We start from the raw sequence: 23221 nt of genomic DNA, 5'->3' as shown, positions 1-23221 counted from the left end.
GGCCGTCTGAAATGTTTCAGACGGCCTCATATCCCCGATTGGTTTAAAAGAAATTTAACGCTACAATAACCGCTCTTCTTCGTTGTATTGGGAAACGCCATGACCAATATTGCACAAGCCCCCAGCAGCATCGCACCGAATCTCGACGACTACCACAAATGGTTCAACGGCTATGTTGCCAAACTCGGCGACAAAGATGCACAACTATTGCTTAACGCACGCAAACTGGTTCAAGAATATTATCCTGTTGACGACCTCACAGTCGACAAAGAACCTTTAATGAGCCACTTTCTCGGTGCCGCACAAATGGTTGCCGATATGGATTTGCTGCCGGATGCCGTCGCTGCCACCATACTCACCTCAATCCCGTTGTATTATCCCGAATGGCAAGAAACGGTAACTGAAAAATGCGGCGCTTCCGTATCGAATTTAGTCAAGGGTATCGACGAAGTACAAAAGCTGACCCACTTCGCCCGTGTCGACAGCTTAGCCACGCCCGAAGAGCGGACGCAACAAGCCGAAACCATGCGTAAAATGCTGTTGGCGATGGTAAGCGATATCCGTGTGGTACTGATTAAACTGGCACTGCGTACCCGCACCATGCAATTTATCGGCACCCTGCCCGACAGCGAAGAAAAGCGCGCCTTAGCCAAAGAAACACTTGATATTTTCGCCCCGCTGGCCAACCGTTTGGGGGTATGGCAACTCAAATGGCAGCTCGAAGATTTAGGCTTCCGCTATCAGAATCCCGAAAAATACAAAGAAATCGCCACTTTACTAGACGAAAAGCGTACCGAGCGGCTCGAATATATCGAAAACTTCCTCAATGATTTGCGCACCGAATTGGATAAATACCATATTCATTACGAAGTTGCCGGCCGCCCCAAACATATTTACTCCATTTATAAAAAAATGGTGAAGAAAAAAATCGGCTTTGAAGGGCTTTACGATATCCGTGCCGTGCGTATTCTGGTCGATACCGTTGCCGAATGCTACACCACCTTAGGCATTGTCCACAGCAAATGGCAGCCCGTGCCCGGCGAGTTCGACGACTATATCGCCCAACCCAAAGGCAACGGCTATAAAAGCCTGCACACCGTAGTTATCGGGCCGCAAGACAAAGGTGTGGAAGTGCAAATCCGCACCTTCGATATGCACCAATTCAATGAATTCGGGGTAGCGGCACACTGGCGCTATAAAGAAGGCGGCAAGGGCGACAGCGCCTACGAACAAAAAATCGCATGGCTGCGCCAACTGCTCGAATGGCGGGAAAACATGGCCGACCACGATAGTGAAGACTTGGCCGGCGCATTCCGTACCGAATTATTCAACGATACGATTTATGTGCTCACCCCGCACGGTAAAGTTTTATCACTGCCCACCGGCTCGACCCCCATCGACTTTGCCTACGCATTGCACAGCAGCATAGGCGACCGCTGCCGCGGTGCGAAAGTAGACGGACAGATTGTGCCGCTGTCTACCCAACTCGAAAACGGCCAACGGGTGGAAATCATCACCGCCAAAGAAGGCTCGCCGTCGGTCAACTGGCTGTATGAAGGATGGGTGAAATCCAGCAAAGCCATCAGTAAAATCCGGGCGTTTATCCGCCAGCAAAATGCCGACTCCGTACGTGAAAACGGCCGCAACCAGCTTGAAAAACAACTGGCCAAAGTTGTGCCGAAACCGAATTTGCAAGATTTATCGGAAAAGCTCGGTTTTAAAAAAATCGAAGATTTATATACCGCCGTCGGGCAGGGTGAAATTTCACCGCGCGCCATTCAAAAAGCCTGCGGCAAATTGATTGAACCGCCGCCCGCACCGGTAAATGAAACCACCATTATTAAGCAGTCGAAAATCAAAAAAGGCGGCAAAAACGGCGTATTGGTGGACGGTGAAGACGGCTTAATGACAACCTTGGCCAAATGCTGCAAACCGGCGCCGCCCGATGATATTGTCGGCTTTGTCACCCGCGGGCGCGGTATTTCGATACACCGCAGTAACTGCCCGTCATTCCAACACTTGGCCGAACAATCTCCCGATAAAGTGTTGAGTGCTTCTTGGGCGCAAGCACAAGATGGGCAGGTTTTTGCGGTGGATGTAGAAGTCCGCGCCCAAGACCGCAACGGTTTGTTGCGCGATATTTCCGATGCTTTTGCCCGCCACAAGCTCAATGTTACCGCCGTGCAAACGCAAAGCCGCAATTTGGAAGCCAGTTTGCGTTTTACGCTGGAAGTTCGGCAGGTTGATGATCTGCCGCGCGTATTGGCCAATATTATGGAAATTAACGGCGTTTTAAGTATTTCCCGCCTATAAACTTAGAATCTATATCTAATAACCGACAGGCCGTCTGAAGCTTTTTCAGACGGCCTTCTATATTCCTATCTACCCGTTTGTTTTAAATAAGCGTATGATAAAAAATAACCATAAAAACTATTTTACCCTTACCTATTCTATAAAAATCAGCTTGGCTTTGAAGATGTTTTTATTGTCTTTAACCCGTGATTCGTCCACAATAATAAAATGTCCAATGAATAAAATCCTACCAATATTCTGAAATATTCTTTATTCGGTAATTAAAGATAGCGGCAATAGTAAACTATTTTCTTTTCCGGCCGTCTGAAACGGTATGGCCGCTCTAAACGGGTGATAACACAACTTCCGACCCACCCCCGTTTTTTCCAACTATTCGCTTCAGACGGCCTATATAGAATCCTACCCATAAACTATGAATACACCTTCAAACCATACCAAATCTAGTAAAGCTTATCAGGCTGCCGTTATCAGCTTATGTGCGCTCATCGCCATCAGTCTGGCATGGGAACTATGGCTGGCACCGCTGCGCCCGGGCGGTTCGTGGCTGGCTTTAAAAGCCCTGCCTTTGTGCCTGCCGTTAAGCGGAATATTGAAAGGCCGGATTTATACTTTTCAATATAGCAGCCTGTTGGTTTTGCCTTATTTTGCCGAGGCCGTGGTTAGGCTGTTTGATGCATCTGCCGCCAGCAAAGCTTGTGCAGCTTTTGCTTTGCTCTGCTCGCTTGCTTTTTTTAGCGCCTGCCTGATGTATGTGCGCCAACAAAGAAAGGCGGCCGAACATGTATAGCCGCTTTTCAGACGGCCAAGAAACGGTATGGGCATGGCGTTTATGGCCGCTATGGCTTTGTTTTCTATGGATAGGTGCGGGGCCTTTTCTCTCGCTTTACCGGGTCGGCCCGCTTTCCAGCTTTTATTTGGAAGCCGCTTCTTTATCGGGTGCGGCAGTATTGCTGTTACTCACCGCGCTAACAGGCCGTCTGAATGTGAAGCTGCCTGCCGCTTCGGTCTATTTTTTAGTATTGGCGGCATTTTGGTGGTTGCAGGCACGGGTGATGAATCTGGTTTATCCGGGCATGAGCGATATGGCCGTATCGGCGTTTATTATCCTTGCTCTGGCTGCTTGGGCATGCCGTGGCTGGGTAGCAGATATCGGGCAGGAACGCGTAGTATCAATATTCGCCTGGGCATTGGTCATCGGCGCACTGCTACAAGCCGCTGTCGCCCTAATGCAGTTTACAGGTTGGGCATCGGATAGCATGTTTCGCGGCATTATTGCCTATCGCGGTTTGCGTGAAGTGAACGGTCAGCTCGGCCAGCGTAATCATTTAGGGCATTATCTGATGTGGGGCGTGCTGGCGGCATCTTATTTGTGGTCGCAGCGCCGGATGCCGGGCTGGTTGGGATTCATTTGGGTGCTGGCACTGACATCTGCTTTAGGATTGGTAAACTCGCGCACGATTTTTACTTATGTTATCGGTGTGGGCTTACTGCTGCCGCTATGGCGCTTATATGCAGGGCGCGCAGCCAACCGTATTGTTGTGATTATCGCTTTTGCCCTTATGTGTACGGTAGCGGTTCAATTCGGTATGAGTTATTTGCTGGATTGGCTATCCGGCGTGCAATACGATACCGCGCTGGCACGGGTGGAAGGCGGCAGCTTCGGCGGCTCCGCCCGCGATATCGAATGGCATAAGGCATGGATGATATTCTTATCCGCCCCAGTTTGGGGATACGGTTGGGGCAGCTATGCGCAGCAAGGCTTCTTAATAGACGGTCAGGCAAACGGCTTCAGCAATAATTTATTGAATGTTCTGTTTACACATTCGCACAATTTGATATTGCAATTATTATCTGAAATGGGTTTGGCCGGCACCTTAGTGGTGGTATTGGGCTTTTTGGCCGTTATCAAGCGCATGTTCAGACGGCCTGCCAATATGGCATCGCTGCTGCTATTGTCTTTAATGACGGTATCGCTTTGCCACAGCATGCTCGAATATCCGCTTTGGTATATCTACTTTTTGGTGCCGTTTGCGATTATGGCCAGCCTTTCGCCGGCGCAAGAAAACGATATAACCGATACTCATGCCCTTGCACGCCGATACAATATCGGCGGCTCGGTATTGGCCGTATTGATACTGGCGGCGATTGTGCGGCTCGGCTTTGCCTATAACGATTTAACCGCATTCGACCGCCGTTTAAAAAATGAAACGGCCTTACAGGCGGCAGACAAAATAAACGGCTTAAGGGAAATTGCCGCCACCGAACCGATGCTGCGCTATTATGCGCAACTGTCGTTAACCCGAAAGGTAAACCCTGCCGACAGTGCGATTTATTTGTGGGCGGCAGAAGCGGCGCAACAAGCCTTAATGTACCGCCCCTATTCCAGCACTTATCAGGTCGGTTTATACCGCTACCGTTCAGGGGAAACGCAACAGGCCGAACAATGGCTGCATCATACCTACCGCTATTATCCTTATATGATGCCCCATTATGCCGACAAAATCCGCAGCAACGGCGTGTTAAAAGCTTTGGAAAAACAAATTTCTACCGATTGTACGGCCTTCCACCGGCAGCACCCCGAGGCCAAAACATGCGGAGAATAAAAGCCCCTTTAGCAGTAGGTAAAACAGGCCGTCTGAAATGTAAAGGCCGCCCGATGCATTGCAAAAAAGCGCAAAAGCATAGAAGTACACGCTATCAAGAAAGCTGATTTGCATGTTAAGATTAACAATCATTTCGGCTGCATATTTTTTATTGCGCAGCCATAACCAGAAAAGGTAAAGGACAAACCATGAGTCGCGTATTATTGGTAGATGATGATGCTTTGTTAACCGAATTATTAACCGAATACCTAACGGCCGAAGGCTTAAACGTCAACAGCGTACCCGACGGTGAAGCCGGTGTTCAGGAAATCCTTTCCGGCCAATACGATGTGGTTGTGTTGGATTCCATGATGCCGAAAATGAACGGCTTGGACGTATTGAAAAACGTCCGCAACCAAAGCAAGGTGCCCATCATCATGCTAACTGCCAAAGGCGATGATATCGACCGTATTATCGGCTTGGAAATGGGTGCCGACGATTATGTACCGAAACCCTGCACACCGCGCGAGCTGTTGGCACGCATCAACGCCATCTTGCGCCGCGCACAACAATCGGGCGAACAAAGTGCCAGCCCCAACAGCATTTCCGTTAGCGATGTGGTGCTTTATCCGGCCAAACGCCAAGCAGCCATTAAAGACGTTCCGCTTGAGCTGACCAGCACCGAATTCAACCTGCTTGAAGTGCTGATGCGTCATGCCGGCCAAGTAGTGAGCAAAGAAACCTTGTCGGTAGAAGCGCTCGACCGCAAACTGGCCAAGTTCGACCGCAGCATCGATGTGCATATTTCCAGTATCCGCCACAAACTCGGTGATGCCTCTCTAATCCAAACCGTGCGCGGCTTGGGCTACCTGTTTGTTAAAAACTGATTTCTTATAAAGATAAAACAGCTAAATGAAACTGTTTCAACGTATATTCGCCACATTTTGCGCAGTGATTATCTGTGCCATCTTTGTGGCGAGTTTTTCTTTCTGGTTGGTGCAAAATACCATTGCCGAAAATCAATTCCAGCAACGCCGCACTATTGAAACCACTTTGATGGGCAGCGCCATTTCCGCATTTAAAGTACGCGGCGAACAAGGGGCGCGTGAGATTCTCAACGAATGGCGCGACAATCCCGTTTCCGAAAACGTATTTGTGATTTCCGGCGATTTGCTTCAAGACATTCTCGAACGTCCGATTGATGAGCAAACCATACATACCGCCCGCGAATTCGCATTAGAAAATCCCGATTCGCATCTGGCCCATATCGAATTCGACCGTTGGGGTGAAGAATATCTGTTTTTTATCCGCAATTGGGACAGCCAGCAGATTCAACGCCTACCCAGCCCGCTGTTTATTCCCGGATTGGAATTAGCGCCTATCTGGCACGAATTTATTATTCTTACGTTCATTATCTTAGTCGGCCTACTGCTAGCCTATATTCTGACCAACAATATTACCAAGCCCATCAAAATTCTCGGCTCGGGCATGAACCGTTTGGCAGCGGGTGATTTGGAAACCCGTATTGCCCAACAAATGAATGATCGTGACGACGAACTTTCCCATCTGGCCGCCCAGTTCGATAAAATGGCCGCACAACTGCAACAACTGGTTTCCAAAGAGCGCCACCTGTTGCACCATGTATCCCATGAAATGCGATCGCCTCTGGCGCGGATGCAGGCCATTGTCGGCCTAATACAGGCGCAGCCGCACAAACAAGAGCAATATATCAAACGCCTCGAAGGTGAGCTAACCCGAATGGACACATTAGTCGGCGAATTGCTCACGCTGTCGCGCTTGGAAACCTCGAACGTACCGCTGGAAAAAGACAATCTGACTCTGGTGCCGTTTTTCACCCAACTGGTGGAAGACAGCCAAGCCGTTGCCCAACAAAACAATCAAAAATTGTTGTTGCAAATCGAAAAAGTGGCCGACACCGCTTCTTTCCCTGCCAACGAAGGTTTTCTCTACCGTGCATTCGATAATGTTATCCGCAATGCGATGGCATATAGCCCCGAAGGTAGCACCATCACGGTAAAACTGTATCAGGACTCAAAAAACTGGCTGGTTGATGTGACCGACAACGGCGCCGGCGTGGATGAAATGCAGCTGCCGCATATCTTCACCGCTTTCTACCGTGCCGACAGCAGCGCCCACAAACCCGGTACCGGCTTGGGCTTGGCAATTACCAAACATATTATCAACCAACACTCCGGCAAGATTATTGCCGAAAACGTGAAGCCAAACGGCTTGCGGATTCGTTTTATCCTACCTAAACAGAAAAAATTAGCCGAATCAAAATAAGCTTTTGGCGATTTAAACAAAGCCGTCTGAAATATTTCAGACGGCTTTGTTTTTAGATAACCATTTTTAACGGCGGCGGCTGCCCGGCAGCGGCATATCCGCCCACTTCATAATATTGGCCACTTCGGCAGGGTTCAACTCATAAAACTGCCCGCGTTTTAAACGATTCGGCAATCCAATCGGGCCGAACCCGACGCGCACCAACCGGCTCACGGTTAAACCTTGGCTCTCGAAAATCCGTCGCACCTCACGGTTGCGCCCCTCTTTAATCACCACGTTATACCACTTATTCGCCCCTTCCCCGCCTTGCTCGTAGATGCGTTCAACCTTAGCCAAACCATCTTCCAGCATCACACCTTCTTCGGTGAGCATTTTCATCTGCTCGGTTGTTAAACCGCCCAACACGCGCACGGCATATTCGCGTTCCACTTCAAAACTGGGATGGGCAAAACGGTTTACCAATTCGCCCGAAGTAGTCAGAATCAGCAAGCCGCTGGTATTGATATCCAAACGGCCGATGGCCACCCAACGGCTGCTGGCTGCCTGCGGCAAGCGGTCGAAAATACTCACCCGCCCTTGCGGATCATCGCGCGATACGATTTCGCCTTCTTGCTTATAATACAAAATAATACGCGGCAGGCGGTCGGGCCATTTCAGCTTAATCACATTGCCTTTTACCAACACATGATCATCGGGGGAAACCTTATCGCCAAGCTGCGCTTTTTTACCGTTCACCGTCACCAAGCCTTGTGCAATCCATTCTTCCATCTCACGCCGCGAACCGACACCGGAAGCGGCCAAAGCTTTTTGCAGGCGCACGGGCTCGAAGCTGCCTAAATCGGAACGCTTTTCCTTTAAATCGCGGGCACGCTCGACAATTTTCTGATTGGGGCTGCGCACAACCAATTTTTTCGCACGGGTTGCCTGAGTTTTAGGCGCCGCGCTTGTTGTAGCGGCAGCCGCTTTGCGGTTGCTTTCTGCCTTACCTTTATGGCCGTCCGAATGTTTACGGCCGTCTGAAAAACGGGTTTCAGGTTTACGACCGGCAGCCTTTTTCGTGCTGCCGCCATCGCGCCATTCGCGTTTACTACCGGTATTTTTTTTACTGCTCATCAAACTCTCCTAACACGCCGCCCCAACAGGCAACGGTTCTTCTGCGGCTCATGTTTATCAAACCGAATACAACGTTTATTAGCGATGACAGGCCGTCTGAAACATTTTCAGACGGCCTCATATATTAAATTCATCCTTATAAACCCATGTATCCTGCTTGTTCCCAATCTTGCGGCAGGCATTCATTAAAAACAAAATAAACCCTAATTGCAGGTCTATCGGGTAATATTATTTCCTATCATAACAGCTTATGAACTTTTCGGGCGAAATGCTTTGCAAACCGCCTCATCGGTTTCGATAAACGCGCCGCCGATTAAATCAATGCAATACGGAATCGCGCTAAACAGCCCGTGCACTTTGATATTGCCGCTTTCATCACGCACACCGCCGAGTGTTTCCGCGATTGCTTTCGGGCGTCCGGGCAGGTTGACAATCAGGCATTTGCCCCGAATACCCGCCGTTTGCCGCGAAAGAATCGCCGTCGGCACATAATAAAGGCTGATTTGGCGCATTTGCTCGCCAAAGCCGGGCATTTCCTTATCGACTACGGCTAAGGTTGCTTCCGGAGTAATATCGCGGACAGCCGGGCCGGTGCCGCCGGTAGTGAAAACAAGATGGCAACCATCTCTATCGGCCATTTTGCATAGCGCCGCTTCGATGGTATCGCGCTCATCCGGTACCAGCGCCTCGACAAAACGAATCGGATTGCAAACAGCCGACGCCAGCCATGTTTTCAAAGCGGGAATTCCCTCATCACGATATACGCCGCTGCTGGCACGGTCGCTGGCCGAAAGCAGGCCGATGGTTACGGTTTCCAAGTTCGCATTCATTTTATTCACCACTTTCAGACGGCCTATATTCTTTCAGACGGCCTATAAATCTACCAATAGCCGGCGGATTTTCTCAATCGCACCGAGTGCATTCAAATTACAGCTATCCGCATCATTGTCACTGGCTGCCACGCAAGCCATACCGGTTACACCGCAAATATGCACATAAGGCAGCGACAATTCCCGCGCCAATACCGCTTCGGGCATACCGGTCATACCAATAACGTCTACACCATCTTGGCGGTAGCGGCGCGCTTCGGCACGGGTCGGTAAGCGCGGGCCTTGAATACAGCCGTAAACCGCTTGGTTATACATAGGCGTGCCGTGCGAAGCGGCATGTTCCAGCAAGGCTTTGCGGAATTCACTATCATAGGGATAAGAAAAATCGGTATGCACCACTTCTTGCGATTTGCCTTCAAAAAATGTGCTGGCACGGTTAAATGTGTAGTCAATCAAATCATCAGGCATCACCAAAGAACCGGGCTCGAAAGATTCATTCAACGCGGCCACGGAAGACACGGCAACAATATTTTCCGCGCCGACGGAATCCAAAGCCCAGATATTGGCGCGATAATTGATTTCATGCGGTGCCAATGAATGATTCAGCCCGTGGCGGGCTAGAAAAACAATATCGCGGCTGCCCAGTTTGCCAAACAATAACGGGCTGCTGGTTAATCCGTACGGGGTACGCACAATACGGCGCTGAGTGATGTGTAGTTCCGGCAAACGGGTTAGGCCGCTGCCGCCGATAACGGCTATCATGGTGCTGCTTTCATTAGGTTCAAACGGGGCTATTGTAAGGTATTCATTCTAAGATGTGTATGGCTTACGGCAATTATTGCAAGCGATAAAAAACACCCGGCTTGAATAAGCGGGTGTTTTTTAGGCTTAATCCGATTTTATTTCACAATTTGCGCCAATTCGCCTTTAGCGTATTTATTTGCCATCACTTCCAACGAAACCGGTTTGATTTTGTCGGCTTGGCCTTCGCAACCGAAAGCCAAATAGCGGTCGATACAAATTTGCTTCATCGCTTCTACGGTTTTGGCCAGATATTTACGCGGGTCGAACTCAGCCGGATTTTCCACCATAAAACGGCGGATAGCCCCGGTAGAAGCCAAACGTAAGTCGGTATCGATATTCACCTTGCGCACACCGTGTTTAATACCCTCTACGATTTCCTCAACCGGCACGCCATAAGTTTCGCCAATCGCACCGCCGTGTTCGTTAATCACTTTCAACCACTCTTGCGGCACCGAGCTGGAACCGTGCATCACAATATGGGTATTCGGCAAGGCTTCGTGAATTTCTTTAATGCGGTCGATACGCAACACATCGCCAGTGGGCGGACGTGTGAATTTATACGCACCGTGGCTGGTGCCGATGGCAATGGCCAATGCATCCACACCGGTATCGCGCACAAAACGGGTCGCATCTTCCACGCTGGTTAACATTTGGTCATGCGAAAGTTTGCCGACCGCGCCGACACCGTCTTCCTCACCCGCTTCGCCGGTTTCCAGATTGCCCAACACGCCGATTTCACCCTCTACCGATACCCCGCAAGCATGCGAAAACTCAACCACTTTACGGGTCATATCTACATTGTATTCATAAGTAGAAGGGGTTTTACCGTCGGCCAATAATGAACCATCCATCATCACCGAGCTAAAGCCGAGCTGGATAGAACGTTGGCACACATCGGGCGACGCGCCGTGGTCTTGGTGCATCACCACCGGAATATGGGGAAACTCTTCAACGGCCGCCAAAATCAAATGGCGTAAAAAAGGTGCGCCCGCATATTTGCGCGCCCCCGCACTGGCCTGAACAATCACAGGCGCATTCACCTGATCGGCGGCTTCCATAATCGCCCGCATCTGTTCGAGATTGTTTACGTTAAAAGCAGGCAGGCCGTAGCTGTTTTCGGCAGCATGGTCGAGCAATTGGCGCATGGAAACGAGAGCCATAAGGTGAATCCTCCGAATTGATAGAAAAGAAATAAACGTTAAGCATTGATTATAGCATTTTCACCGCCAAAACTACATGCGGCAACAGCAATCAGACACTCTGAAAGCCGCGTTGTTCCGTATAGATTGCAAACATCACCCGGCCTATTGGAAGAGGCCGTCTGAAAACCACCGCCACCCGTCACCCTGCCCACCAAAAACACACCACACTATAACAACATTATTTCAAACACTTATTTTTCAGACGGCCTATTAAAACAGCCACTCAATCAAAGCCGCAACCACACAAAATCCGCTACAATACCCCACCCCTCATTAAAGAAAGCATGATTATGGCCAGAATCCAAGTGCCCCTGCCTGCCGCCGTTTTATTCCGCACCCAAATCCGCGTGCGCGTTGGCGATATCAATTACGGCAACCACCTAGCCAACGATGCCGTGCTGGGCTTATGCCATGAAAGCCGTATGCGCTGGCTGGCGGTACACGGTTTCACCGAATTAGACGCCGGCGGTTCCGGCCTGATTATGGGCGATGCCGCCGTGCAATATCTGGCGCAGGCGCATTACGGCGACACCTTAGAAATCGAAATGGGTTGCGGCGACATCGGCCGCAGCGGTTTTGAATTGCGCTACCACATCCGCCGCCAAAGCGACGGCAAAAGCATTGCCAAAATACAAACCGGCATGGTCTGCTTCGACTACACCGCCCAAAAAATCACCCGCCTGCCCGCCCGACTGGCCGACATATTAAATCAAGCCGAACCGCTTTCAGACGGCCCGCTTTTATAAGTGGTTATCAGTTATAATGACACCCTTTGTTTTCCCTAAAAATTACCGCCGCCATGCCCCAACCCGATTTATCGCAAACCCTCTCTAAAGACCGCCACTTTCTACGCAACGCCTTTAAAAACCCCAAGCGTTTCGGCGGTATGGCCTCCGTTGAGAAAAAATACCAAAAATCACACGATATTTTTCTGAAACGCCAAGCCGCGCTGCCCACACCGCAATACGACGGCACCCTGCCCGTACACGAACGTTTAGACGACATCAAAGCCGCCATCGCCGCCAATCAGGTCACCATTATCTGCGGCGAAACCGGCTCGGGCAAAACCACCCAACTGCCGAAAATCTGCTTGGAACTCGGACGCGGCACCGCCGGACTCATCGGCCACACCCAACCGCGGCGGCTGGCGGCGCGCTCGGTTGCCGAACGCATTGCCGAAGAGCTCGGCAACCCCATCGGCCAAACCGTCGGCTATAAAGTGCGCTTCAACGACAACACCTCGCGCGATGCCTATATCAAACTGATGACCGACGGCATTCTACTTGCCGAAACCCAAACCGACCGCTACCTCACCGCCTACGACACCATTATTATCGACGAAGCGCACGAACGTAGTCTCAATATTGATTTTCTGCTCGGCTACCTCAAGCAACTACTGCCGCGCCGCCCTGATTTAAAAGTCATCATCACTTCGGCCACCATTGATGCCGAACGCTTTTCCCGCCATTTCAACAACGCCCCCGTATTGGAAGTGAGCGGCCGCACCTTTCCGGTTGATATTGTTTACCGCCCCCTGCATTCGCAAGACGAAGACGAAGCGGAAATCGAAATAGCCGATGCCATAGTCGATGCCGCCGACGAATTGGCGCGATTGGGCAAAGGCGATATTCTGGTGTTCCTACCCGGCGAGCGCGAAATCCGCGAAGCCGCCGAAGCCCTGCGCAAATCGCCCCTGCGCCGCAACGACGAAATCCTGCCCCTGTTCGCCCGTTTATCGGCAGCCGAACAGCATAAAATTTTTCACCCGAGCGGCAACAACCGCCGTATTGTTTTGGCCACCAACGTCGCCGAAACCTCGCTTACCGTACCCGGCATCAAATATGTAATCGATACCGGCTTGGCAAGAGTGAAACGCTATTCCGCCCGCGCCAAAGTCGAGCAGCTTCATGTGGAAAAAATTTCCCAAGCCGCCGCACGCCAGCGCTCCGGCCGTTGCGGCCGCGTATCCGCCGGCGTAGCCATCCGCCTCTATTCCGAAGAAGACTTTGAAAACCGTCCCGAATTTACCGACCCCGAAATCATCCGCAGCAACCTGGCCGCCGTCATCCTGCGCATGGCCGCCTTAAAACTCGGCGATGTCGCCGCCTTCCCCTTTTTAGAAGCACCCGACCAACGCTATATCAACGACGGCTTTCAGGTGCTGCTTGAGCTCGGCGCCGTAAACGATAAAAACGACCTCACCACTTTGGGCAAACAAATGGCACGCCTGCCGATCGACCCCAAAATCTCGCGCATGCTGTTGGCGGCACAAAAACACGATTGCGTACAAGAAATGCTGGTGATTGTATCCGCCCTTTCCATCCAAGACCCGCGCGAGCGGCCTTTGGAAGCGCGCGAAGCGGCCCAAAAAGCCCATGAACGCTTTACCGACAAACAATCTGACTTTGCCGCCTATCTGAATATTTGGGACAGCTTCCAGCGCGAGCGCGATAAGGGTTTGAGCAACCGCCAGTTGGTGCAATGGTGCCATCAATATTTTCTTTCCCACCTGCGCATGCGCGAATGGCGCGAATTGCACAAACAACTGGCCGATATTGCCGTAGAAATGGGTTTGGTCAGCAAAGAAAACGCTTTCAGACGGCCTCCGCAGCAAGCCCAGCTTAGCTCATCTGAAAACACCGCCGATCAAGATTTATCGGCCAAACGCAAGCAAAAGCAGCTTGATAAAAAGCAGCACCGTGCCCACCTCCGCGCCGCCAAAGAAGCCGGCTATGAGCAAATCCACCGCGCCCTGCTCACCGGCCTGATTGCCAATATCGGCCTCAAATCCCCCGAAGGGCACGACTATATCGGCGCCCGCGGCAGCCATTTCCATTTATTCCCCGCTTCCGCGCTGTTTAAAAGCAAACCCAAATGGGTGATGGCCGCCGAGCTCACCGAAACCACCCGCCTTTATGCCCGCGATGTCGCCCAAATTGATCCCGAATGGATAGAAGCCGAAGCCCCGCATCTGGTGCGCTATCATTATTTCGAGCCCCATTGGTCGCAAAAGCGCGGCGAAGTTGTGGCCAGCGAACGCGTTACCTTCTACGGCCTCACCGTTATCCCCCGCCGCCCCGTGGCCTATGGCAGGGTTGCCCCCGAAGAAGCGCGCGAACTGTTTATCCGCGGCGCATTGGTTGCCCAAGAAAGCCATATTCAGGCCGCCTTTTTTCAGCACAATAAAAAGCTGATTAAAGAAATCAGCGAGCTCGAACACAAATCGCGCAAGCAAGACGTATTGGTTGATGAAGAAGCCTTATACGAGTTTTACAACCAAAGGCTGCCGCAGTTTTACAGGCCGTCTGAAAAAAAAGCCGCAACAGCCGAAACCGTTTCAGACGGCCTCAACAAACAACAAACCTCACAAGGCCGTCTGAAAGAATTGCCCTTTGCCGATATCCGCACCTTTGAAGCATGGCTGAAAACCGCCGAGCAAGAAAACCCGCGCCTGCTCTTCCTCAGCAAAGAAGACCTGATGCAACACGCCGCCGCGCACATCACCGAAGAGCAGTTTCCCAAATTCTGGAAAACCGAAGACGGCAAATTCAAACTCAGCTACCGCTTCGAGCCGAACCACCCCCTCGACGGCGTTACCCTCACCCTGCCGCTCACCGTGCTCAACCGCCTGCACGCCCCCGCGCTCGAATGGCTGGTGCCCGGCATGTTGCGCGAAAAGCTGCAATTGCTGATTAAAGCCCTGCCCAAACAAATCCGCCGCATCTGCGTGCCCGTGCCCGATTTTATTACCCGCTTTTTAGAAAGCCATCCCGACCAACAGGCGCCGATAATGCCCCAGCTGGCGCAATTTATCGCCAAAACCGCCGGCGATATGCGCCTGCTTGAACAAATCGACCTCGAACAATGGGCAAGCACCCCCCTGCCCCCGCACAACTATTTCAATCTGCGCATTATCGACGACGGCGGCCAAGAGCTCGCCACCGGCCGCGACCTTGCCAAACTCCAACACGAACTCGGCCAAGCCGCCGCCGTCACCTTCCGCGACAACACCCAAGAATTCGAGCGCGATAATGTCACCACATGGGACATCGGCACCCTACCCGAATCCATCAAATTCGCACGCGGCAAACAGCAGCTCACCGGCTATCTCGGCCTGCAAAAAGAAAAAGACGGCCGCATCGCCCTGCGCCTGTTCGACACCCCCGAAGCCGCCGAACAAGCCCACCGCCAAGGCGTTATCGCCCTCATGCAACGCCAGCTTAAAGAGCACATGAAAGACCTCAATAAAGGCATACCCGGCTTCACCCAAGCCGCCATGCTGCTCAAACACATTCCCGCCGACACCCTGCGCGACGACCTCACCGCCGCCATCTGCGACCGCGCCTTTATCGGCGAAGACGAACCGCCGCGCAGCGAAAAAGCCTTTAAAGAACAAATCAAACGCGCCCGCAGCCGCCTGCCCGCCGTAAAAGAAGCCATGAGCCGCTATTTGCAAGACACCGCCGCCGCTTATGCCGAACTCAACGGAAAACTGGGCAAACACCCCCTCACCCCGCTGCTGCGCGAACGCGTGCAGGCACTGCTATCCGCCGGTTTCGCCAGCCGCACCCCGTGGGCACAATGGCCGCGCCTGCCCGTTTACCTCAAAGCCATGACCCTACGCATGGAAAAATACAGCGCCAACCCCGCCCGCGACGCCGCGCGCGAAGCCGATATTCAAGAATTGGAACAAATGTGGCAGGAAAAAACAGACAGTCTGCTCAAACACAACCAACCCCTTTCAGACGGCCTGAAAGGGTTTAGATGGCAGATAGAAGAATTGCGCGTGTCGCTGTTTGCGCAGGAATTAAAGACGCCTTATCCGGTTTCGGTTAAGCGGTTGAAAAACTTTTGGAACAGCTTATAATCAAAATAGTATATTTAGGAGATAAAAATGAATAACAAAGAAAATCAAGATCTTAAAAAAACAATATGTTTATTAATAGGTTATCTTCAAGATCGTGATTATTCTATTCGTAAACTTAGTAAAATTTTATTTTCAAAAGAAATATTTAAAACACAGTCTTGGAATGGGTTAAAAGATAAGATTGAAAATCTGCCAAATACAGATGACGATACATTTCTAATTAAAATCAAGAATGTATTAGAAAAAGAATATAATAGAAGTTTATTCTTTGGGAAGAAAACAATTGTTTTTTATGATCTTCCTGATTTTACAGAAGATCAATTTAATGAATTAGAAAGTAGAATAATTAACGAAATTAATTCTAATTCAGAAGTAGAATATTCCAAATATTTCCCTAACTTAATTCCTAAAAATATTCTTGAAGAACAAGGAACTCAACTATTTCTTGTAAATTCTGATACTTTAGACGGTAACAAAAGATTTTGGATCTGCGGTAAAAAATCTTTTCGGAAACGTCAAGAATTTATCTTAAGTGACACCCCTGAAAATGTTCAAGAATATTTCCAGAGGTTCGATATAGGTTTACATGATGAAGTAATTGCAATACATCAAGATTATAAACAACTTGTTAGCTATTTTACGATTGATAAGGAAGAAAAAGTTCTTACTCTATATAGTGATGCAACTGCTATTACAAGTCAAAATGATTTAGATCTTTTATCTGATACTTTATTCAAGCATATTACTAAGCTATATACAGAAATTGCATCTGCTAAAAAGAAAAATATTGGTAGTGCTATAAAATCTTTGTATGATGAGCCAGCAGGCCGTGTCATTAGCTTTAGTCACTACACAGATTCTGGCTCAGTAAAGCATGAAAAATTAGATAGAAAAAATAATGGTAGCGATTTAAGAATGGAACCATACCATACCGGCGGAATGGAAGGAATCCAATCAAAAACAGAATTTCATGCTATTGAGAAAAAATGGCCATCTGACTCAGGAAGTGATTTTTTTGAACCTGTTGCAGCTTTAAGTTATAAGAGTTTTCTTGAAAGTACACAAAGTAAACAAAGACAAAGACATAGTGCCTGCTACTCTGTAGTAATTGATGATTGTGAAACTGAGGATGACTTAAATCACTTGGTATCTAAAATATATGAATATTCTTGTAAAAATTAAAATATGAACACAACAACCTTTCTCTCTATCAAAGAGGAAATAAAAAAAGACAACTCTTTGTCTGACATACAAAGAGAAAGGTTGTTATTGTTTATTCAATATATAGAATCTACAAAAAGTTCTTTATTAGAAAATATCACACCTAAACGTATTTCTGAAATCACTGATACCGTTCATAATGATGAAAAAAGAACTATTATAGATATTTGGTATTATCTAGGTGGGAAAAAATGGCATTTATTAGATCCTATTTACAGATACCAAGACGAATATTCCGATGAGCCAATTGAATTAGAAGAAGACGAAGTTTCTGACATTATAAATAATGGTTATATTTTTCTTAACAATGGAAATATTAAAGCCACATTTGATCCAAGCCTATTATTTATCACATTCACTCTTAGCCCATTGTCTCGAGAGTTAAAAGCCACTTCTGAAAGGAGTAGCTTAGCATGACATTCAATTACAAAGATGTGTGTAATAATGAGTCTAACGAGGCTAAAGGCTTACAAGGTAGATTGGATCTAAAGGAATTTTATAAAAGTATTAATAATGCAATAATTGATTGGATTTGTATAGCAGAGGACTATAAAGACTTACTATGCAACCATAATGAGGATTCAATATCGTTGTATTTAGTAATTTATTTAAAAGGTTTTTTTAAACACCAATATGAAATAGAACACGATTGTCATCAGGGTGGGCATGTCGATATATCTATAAAACGTGACCGTTATCGATGGATAGGGGAAGCTAAAGTAAGTAAGGGATCTACATATTCATTAAAAGGTTTTGAACAATTAGTTAATAGATATTCTAGTGGAAGTCCAACTTGTTCAGAAGGTGGTTTACTTCTTTATATTACTAATAAATCTGCTCAAAATAAAAAATCAACTGATGTATTACAAGAATGGAAAAAAAATATTGAACAAGAAATTGATGACTTAACTATTGACGAACCAGATATGGCCAGAACGGGACTAAGTTTCATTTCTCGACATACACATCATACATCAGGTCTAGAATATACAGTCCATCATCATGTAGTTCAGTTACAGCATTTTCCTACTGATTGATTAATAAAAAATATTAGCATTAAAATAACAGTAGTACATATTTAAAATAATCGCTCAAAAGGCCGTCTGAAACTCACCCTTTCAGACGGCCTTTAATATACCCCAATCAATCACCCCCTATCCCCACTAGGCGCCACCCCAAACTGCCGTTTATATTCCCTGCTAAACTGGCTCGGGCTTTCATAGCCTACCTGCATGGCGATTTGGGCGATGGATATATTGCCGGCTTTATTGAGTTTGCGCGCTTCGGTGAGGCGCAGGTGTTTGTGGTATTGCAGGGGGCTGAGTTGGGTGATTTCTTTAAACTGCTGATAAAACATGGAAACGCTCATGCCGCAGGTTTTGGCTAGCTCTTCCACCATAATGGGCTGGTCGAGATGATTTTTTAGCCATTCGGTTGCTTGGGCTATCTGTTGGGTGTGGCTGCCGCTTGCTACCAATTGTTGCAATTTCCCGCCCTGCTCGGCGGTGAGCAGACGGTAGTATATTTCTTGCTTAATGAGTGCTGATAAAACGGCAATGTCTTCGGGCCGGTTTAATAAACCAATCAGCCGTTCGAATAAGGCCAGCAATTGATCGTCTAATGTCCACTGAATGCCGTTGTGGGCATGGTTTTCTTTTGGTTTGGGGGGAATTTTGGCCAACATATCCCGAATCATCTCTATTTCCAATTTCATAGACATAATTATCACGGGCTGTTCGGTAGTGGCCTGCTCGATATGCATACGCAGGGGCAGGTTCACGGGGCAAAACATTAAATGGCTGCCGTTAAAATATTGGCAGTCGGAACCTAAATAAATCTTGCGCTCACCCTGCAACACAATACAAATACTCGGCTCTTGAATATAGCCGAGTATCTCGCTCGGCTTGTCGGCGCAATAAAAATACAGGCCGGGAATCGCGGATTCAACCGTTTGGTTTTTCGGCAGCATCGCTTTCAATTGCTCAATCATACTTGGTTTAATCATATCCGGTTTCATACCCAAATAAAACAAAACGAAGCCTGACTATACCCTGCTTTATGCCCGAATGCTATTAGCCGAAATCGGGCTTTCAGACGGCCTAATCGGATTAGGGCTTATGGTTTGGCTATCTGCGGTTTGTAATTAAGGCGCGGTTGAATTGTGTAGAAATAGGCAAGAGAAAAATAGGTTTGTTCTAATGCTTTGGCGGTGAAGCGCCTATAATGAATTCTTCAAAAGCGTTATTGGTTGTTTGGCTGTTTCCCGGTAATCCCATCCGAGCATAAGAAAGTAAGCAATAACGGTTGTTTTCAAATAAAAAGGAGTTTTTATGAATAATTTTGAATACTACAATCCGGTGCGGATTATTTTCGGCGAAGGTCAGATTAAAAAGCTGTCTGAATTGGTGCCTGAACAGGCGCGGGTTTTGATTACTTATGGCGGCGGTTCGGCCAAACGTACCGGCACATTAGACGAAGTGAAAGCGGCTTTAACCGCCAATGGCACGCGTACTATTTTTGAATTTGGCGGCATTGAGCCCAATCCCGAATTTACCACCTTATTAAAAGCCGCCGATATGGTGAATCGGGAACGCATTGATTTTATTTTGGCCGTGGGCGGCGGTTCGGTGATTGACGGCAGTAAATTTGTGGCGCTGGTATCTTCATTAACGGAAGCCGACGGCACGGTATCGCGCGAACAGGCTTGGGCGGCGTTAACCAGCTATGTCGTGAAAGTGGATCGTGCGGTTGATTTGGGCGCGGTGTTAACCATTCCGGCCACCGGTTCGGAAATGAACGCGGGTGGCGTGGTGAATTATAGCGAACGCCATGCGAAGCTGCCTTTCCGCAATCCGTTGGCTTATCCGAAATTCTCTATTTTAGACCCGGCCAAAACCCTCACCCTGCCGGAAAATCAGGTGATGAACGGCATTGCCGATGCTTATGTTCACGTGATGGAACAATATCTCACCTACCCCGCGAATGCGAAAGTGCAAGATGCTTTTTCGGAAAGCCTGCTGAAAATCTTAATCGAAGAAGGCCCGGAAGTGAAACAGCAGCCAAGCAATATTGAAATCCGCAAAAATATTATGTGGACGGCGACAATGGCATTAAACGGCCTGATTGGTTCGGGCGTGCCGCAAGATTGGACCACACACATGATCGGCCACGAACTCACCTCGCTCTACGGCATCGACCATGCCCGTACCCTCACCATTGTATTGCCCTCGCTCATGCGCGAATTAAAAGACAGCAAAAAAGAAAAATTATTGCAATATGCCCGCAATGTTTGGGCGATAACCAACCCTCAGGGCAATATGAGCGAAGATGAAATCATTGAAGCGGCCATTGTTGAAACGGAAAACTTCTTTAAATCATTGGGTCTGCCCGTGCGCTTGGCAGATGCAGGGTTAGATGAATCGGCTATACCCGCTGTTTTAAAACAATTAAAAGAACACGGCATGGTTGCATTGGGCGAACACAAGCAAAACGATTTAGCCGTATCCCAACGCATATTGGAACGCGCCGTAAACTAAGCTATCGAACTTATTGCACCCACCTTCTAAAAAGGAGAAAGCCATGACTTTCAACCCCACCCAAAACAACCAACAAAACCGCCAAATCAGGCTCGCCAGCCGTCCGCATGGCAAGCCGACGGATAGCAATTTTGAATGGACCAGCACCGATATCCCCCAACCCAATCAAGAGCAAATGCTGCTGCGAACCGTTTATTTATCGCTCGACCCCTATATGCGCGGCCGCATGAATGATGGCAAAAGCTATGCCCCGCCTTTGAATATCGGCGATGTGATGGTAGGCGGCACGGTTTCGCAAGTTGTCCGCTCGAATATTGAGGGTTTTCAGGCAGGCGATATTGTAGTCGCCCAATCAGGTTGGCAGGATTACAGCCTCAGCAACGGCGAAGGCGTATATAAACTGCCCAAAGATATGCCGAATCTTTCCTATGCTTTAGGCGTGTTGGGTATGCCGGGCTTCACCGCCTATATGGGGCTAACCGATATCGGCAAACCGCAAGCCGGCGAAACTTTGGTTGTCGCTTCGGCAACAGGCCCGGTCGGCGCCACTGTCGGCCAAATCGGTAAACTGAAAGGCTTGAATGTGATCGGCGTGGCCGGCGGTGCCGAGAAATGCCGCTTTGCCGTTGAAGAATTGGGCTTTGATCAATGCCTCGATCATTATGCCGATGATTTTGCCCAACAGCTTGCAAAAGCCTGCCCGAAAGGCATTGATATTTATTATGAAAACGTTGGCGGTAAAGTATTCGATGCCGTAATGCCGCTGCTGAATACCCACGCCCGCATTCCCGTTTGCGGCTTGGCCTCACAATATAACCGAACCGAACTGCCCGACGGCAAAGACCGCCTAAGCGCCTTAATGGGGCTGATTCTCGTCCAACAGCTAACGGTAAAAGGTTTTATTATTTTTGAAGCCTACGCCCAACATTTCGCAATGTTTTTTGAAACCATGAGCAACTGGCTGGCAGAAGGCAAAATCAAAACCAAAGAACACATCATCAACGGTTTGGAACACGCCCCGCAAGGCTTTGTTGATATGCTTTACGGCCAAAACTTCGGCAAAACAGTGGTTAAAGTGGCAGATATAGATTAACCGCCCAAGCATTATTGAAAAAAATTCAGCATTAATATGCCCCAATAAATATCGAAAAGGAAACATCATGATTCGTTTACATCATTTAAATCAATCGCGCTCGCTCAGAATCTTATGGCTTTTAGAAGAATTGGGCGTGCCCTATGAAGCCGTTCCCTATCAACGCAACGCCGAAACCCACCTTGCCCCCGACAGCCTAAAAGCCGTTCACCCTCTGGGCAAATCCCCCGTGATTGAAATCGACGGTAAGGTATTTGCCGAATCCGAAGCCATTACCCAACTGCTTATCGAACGCTTCGCCCCCGACCGCCTGCGCCCTGCCCCAAACAGCCCCGAATACGGCTATTATCTGCAATGGATCGCATTTTCAGAAAGCTCATTAATGCTGCCGCTGCTATTGGAACTGTTTACCCATGCCGCAGGCGTAGGCGATAATCCGTTTCTCAGCCAATATATCGGCGGCGAAAAGCAAAAACTACTCAGCTATCTCAATGATTCGCTGGCAGGCAAAAACTATATTGTCGGCGACCGCCTCAGCGGAGCCGATTTTATGCTGAGTTTCGATCTGGTTATTCTGGAAAGCAAAGGGCAATTGGAAGACTATCCCCATATCAAACAATATATTCAGCATTTATCCCAACTCGAAAGCTATCAACGCGCCATGCAAATTGAAGCAAAATTGGATACATCGAAGCAATAACGGCACGGCTTAATATACTGTTTTAAATAAACAAAATGGCGGCTAAAGGTATCAATATCTTTAGCCGCCCTTTTGCCATAGAACTAAACTCACAAGCATAAATTTAAAGTAGCTTAGCTTCACTCTTAAATTTTTTAAAAAACTCGCCACTCACGTTGCTGAACACAATATCCCAATTCGCCATAATTGGTTCTGCCTTCTCAAGGCAGAACCAATTAACTTTTTATAGGAGTGCATATTATGGCTAAAACCTCAATGACTAAAAGTGCTGCAGCTCGTATTCAATCTGCAACAGCAAAAAGTAATGGAGGTGTTGTTTCTTCCAAATCTTTTGCCGCTCGGGCTCAATCCGCAGCAGCAAAAAATAGCGGTAGTAACAAGAAATAAGTAAGCAACGGGCGCAGGCAAATGGAATAAAGCATTGCTTTGCGCCCATTCAAAGAGGTATTAATTATGTATAAATTCAGTAATAATAAAACTATAAACTACATGGTTAGGCAATTATTAAAACAGGGTTGGCACGTTCGGAAAGGCAAAAAACATGATGTTTTAATTGCGCCAAATAATCGTCGTTGTGCCATTCCCGGCAGCCCAAGTGACTATCGTGCCATCTTAAACTTTAATAGAGATATTAAAAATTTATTAGGTATTTAATC

21 protein-coding genes are annotated in these 23221 nt (G+C 48.4%); 15 read left to right on the top strand and 6 right to left on the bottom strand.

Annotated elements, in window-relative coordinates; all coding sequences use genetic code 11:
* Nucleotides 1–99 precede the first annotated feature (99 nt).
* The 5 genes from NXS09_RS03290 (at nt 100) to NXS09_RS03270 (ending at nt 7199) form a co-directional block, all read left to right on the top strand.
* Nucleotides 100–2313, top strand: a complete 2214-nt coding sequence (locus NXS09_RS03290; protein ID WP_259291130.1) for a RelA/SpoT family protein — start codon at nt 100–102, stop codon at nt 2311–2313.
* A 412-nt stretch (nt 2314–2725) separates the two neighbouring features.
* Nucleotides 2726–3100 carry a DUF2069 domain-containing protein gene (locus tag NXS09_RS03285; RefSeq protein WP_259291129.1) on the top strand — a complete coding sequence of 125 codons (375 nt, stop codon included), beginning with the start codon at nt 2726–2728 and terminating at the stop codon, nt 3098–3100.
* Nucleotides 3093–4916, top strand: coding sequence for a PglL family O-oligosaccharyltransferase (locus tag NXS09_RS03280; protein WP_259291128.1), 1824 nt, complete (start codon nt 3093–3095; stop codon nt 4914–4916). Before NXS09_RS03285 ends, NXS09_RS03280 begins: the two co-directional genes overlap by 8 nt.
* 188 nt (nt 4917–5104) lie before the next feature.
* A complete protein-coding gene (gene misR / locus NXS09_RS03275; protein WP_151050715.1) occupies nt 5105–5782 on the top strand; it encodes a two-component system response regulator MisR in 678 nt (225 codons plus the stop codon).
* A 25-nt stretch (nt 5783–5807) separates the two neighbouring features.
* Nucleotides 5808–7199: a HAMP domain-containing sensor histidine kinase gene (locus tag NXS09_RS03270; protein ID WP_259291127.1), complete on the top strand. Its 1392-nt coding sequence runs from the start codon at nt 5808–5810 to the stop codon at nt 7197–7199.
* Between the two features lie 66 nt (nt 7200–7265).
* Here NXS09_RS03270 and NXS09_RS03265 read toward each other — a convergent pair whose 3' ends face one another.
* The 5 genes from NXS09_RS03265 to fba all read right to left on the bottom strand — a co-directional run bounded on the left by NXS09_RS03265 (nt 7266) and on the right by fba (nt 11106).
* A complete protein-coding gene (locus NXS09_RS03265; RefSeq protein ID WP_259291126.1) occupies nt 7266–8312 on the bottom strand; it encodes a pseudouridine synthase in 1047 nt (348 codons plus the stop codon).
* Complete coding sequence (locus NXS09_RS03260; RefSeq protein ID WP_259291125.1) at nt 8302–8433, bottom strand: hypothetical protein; 132 nt, start codon at nt 8431–8433, stop codon at nt 8302–8304. Before NXS09_RS03260 ends, NXS09_RS03265 begins: the two co-directional genes overlap by 11 nt.
* A 127-nt stretch (nt 8434–8560) precedes the next feature.
* Nucleotides 8561–9142 carry a molybdopterin adenylyltransferase gene (mog, locus tag NXS09_RS03255; RefSeq protein WP_259291124.1) on the bottom strand — a complete coding sequence of 194 codons (582 nt, stop codon included), beginning with the start codon at nt 9140–9142 and terminating at the stop codon, nt 8561–8563.
* A 42-nt stretch (nt 9143–9184) separates the two neighbouring features.
* Nucleotides 9185–9904: an S-methyl-5'-thioinosine phosphorylase gene (locus NXS09_RS03250; protein ID WP_259291123.1), complete on the bottom strand. Its 720-nt coding sequence runs from the start codon at nt 9902–9904 to the stop codon at nt 9185–9187.
* 137 nt (nt 9905–10041) lie between these two features.
* Nucleotides 10042–11106, bottom strand: coding sequence for a class II fructose-bisphosphate aldolase (gene fba / locus NXS09_RS03245; protein WP_259291122.1), 1065 nt, complete (start codon nt 11104–11106; stop codon nt 10042–10044).
* A gap of 332 nt (nt 11107–11438) precedes the next feature.
* Between fba and NXS09_RS03240 the strand changes: the two genes are divergently transcribed.
* The 5 genes from NXS09_RS03240 to NXS09_RS03220 are packed head-to-tail and all read left to right on the top strand — an operon-like array spanning nt 11439 to nt 18273.
* Nucleotides 11439–11894 (top strand): acyl-CoA thioesterase, encoded by a 456-nt coding sequence (locus tag NXS09_RS03240; RefSeq protein WP_259291121.1) that lies wholly within the window; start codon nt 11439–11441, stop codon nt 11892–11894.
* Nucleotides 11895–11947: 53 nt separating this feature from the next.
* Entirely contained in the window at nt 11948–16015 is a 4068-nt protein-coding gene (hrpA, locus tag NXS09_RS03235) for an ATP-dependent RNA helicase HrpA (RefSeq protein WP_259291314.1), read from the top strand.
* 27 nt (nt 16016–16042) lie between these two features.
* A complete protein-coding gene (locus NXS09_RS03230; RefSeq protein WP_259291120.1) occupies nt 16043–17197 on the top strand; it encodes a hypothetical protein in 1155 nt (384 codons plus the stop codon).
* Nucleotides 17198–17200: 3 nt separating this feature from the next.
* On the top strand, nt 17201–17653 hold the full coding sequence (locus tag NXS09_RS03225) for a hypothetical protein (protein WP_259291119.1): 453 nt from the start codon (nt 17201–17203) through the stop codon (nt 17651–17653).
* Nucleotides 17650–18273 (top strand): hypothetical protein, encoded by a 624-nt coding sequence (locus NXS09_RS03220; protein WP_259291118.1) that lies wholly within the window; start codon nt 17650–17652, stop codon nt 18271–18273. Before NXS09_RS03225 ends, NXS09_RS03220 begins: the two co-directional genes overlap by 4 nt.
* A gap of 110 nt (nt 18274–18383) precedes the next feature.
* Here NXS09_RS03220 and NXS09_RS03215 read toward each other — a convergent pair whose 3' ends face one another.
* Complete coding sequence (locus tag NXS09_RS03215; RefSeq protein WP_259291117.1) at nt 18384–19241, bottom strand: AraC family transcriptional regulator; 858 nt, start codon at nt 19239–19241, stop codon at nt 18384–18386.
* Between the two features lie 325 nt (nt 19242–19566).
* Here NXS09_RS03215 and NXS09_RS03210 point away from each other — a divergent pair, with 325 nt between their 5' ends.
* The 5 genes from NXS09_RS03210 to NXS09_RS03190 all read left to right on the top strand — a co-directional run bounded on the left by NXS09_RS03210 (nt 19567) and on the right by NXS09_RS03190 (nt 23219).
* Entirely contained in the window at nt 19567–20772 is a 1206-nt protein-coding gene (locus NXS09_RS03210; RefSeq protein WP_259291116.1) for an iron-containing alcohol dehydrogenase, read from the top strand.
* Nucleotides 20773–20815: 43 nt separating this feature from the next.
* Nucleotides 20816–21865, top strand: a complete 1050-nt coding sequence (curA, locus tag NXS09_RS03205) for an NADPH-dependent curcumin/dihydrocurcumin reductase (protein WP_259291115.1) — start codon at nt 20816–20818, stop codon at nt 21863–21865.
* Nucleotides 21866–21932: 67 nt separating this feature from the next.
* A complete protein-coding gene (locus NXS09_RS03200) occupies nt 21933–22565 on the top strand; it encodes a glutathione S-transferase family protein (RefSeq protein WP_259291114.1) in 633 nt (210 codons plus the stop codon).
* 240 nt (nt 22566–22805) lie between these two features.
* On the top strand, nt 22806–22952 hold the full coding sequence (locus NXS09_RS03195; RefSeq protein WP_259291113.1) for a hypothetical protein: 147 nt from the start codon (nt 22806–22808) through the stop codon (nt 22950–22952).
* A gap of 66 nt (nt 22953–23018) precedes the next feature.
* On the top strand, nt 23019–23219 hold the full coding sequence (locus NXS09_RS03190) for a phosphoribosylglycinamide formyltransferase (RefSeq protein WP_259291112.1): 201 nt from the start codon (nt 23019–23021) through the stop codon (nt 23217–23219).
* Nucleotides 23220–23221 lie beyond the last annotated feature (2 nt).

It is taken from the genome of Neisseria montereyensis, assembly GCF_024834045.1.
GTDB lineage: Bacteria > Pseudomonadota > Gammaproteobacteria > Burkholderiales > Neisseriaceae > Neisseria > Neisseria montereyensis.
This window is presented reverse-complemented; position numbering and strand designations above follow the sequence as displayed.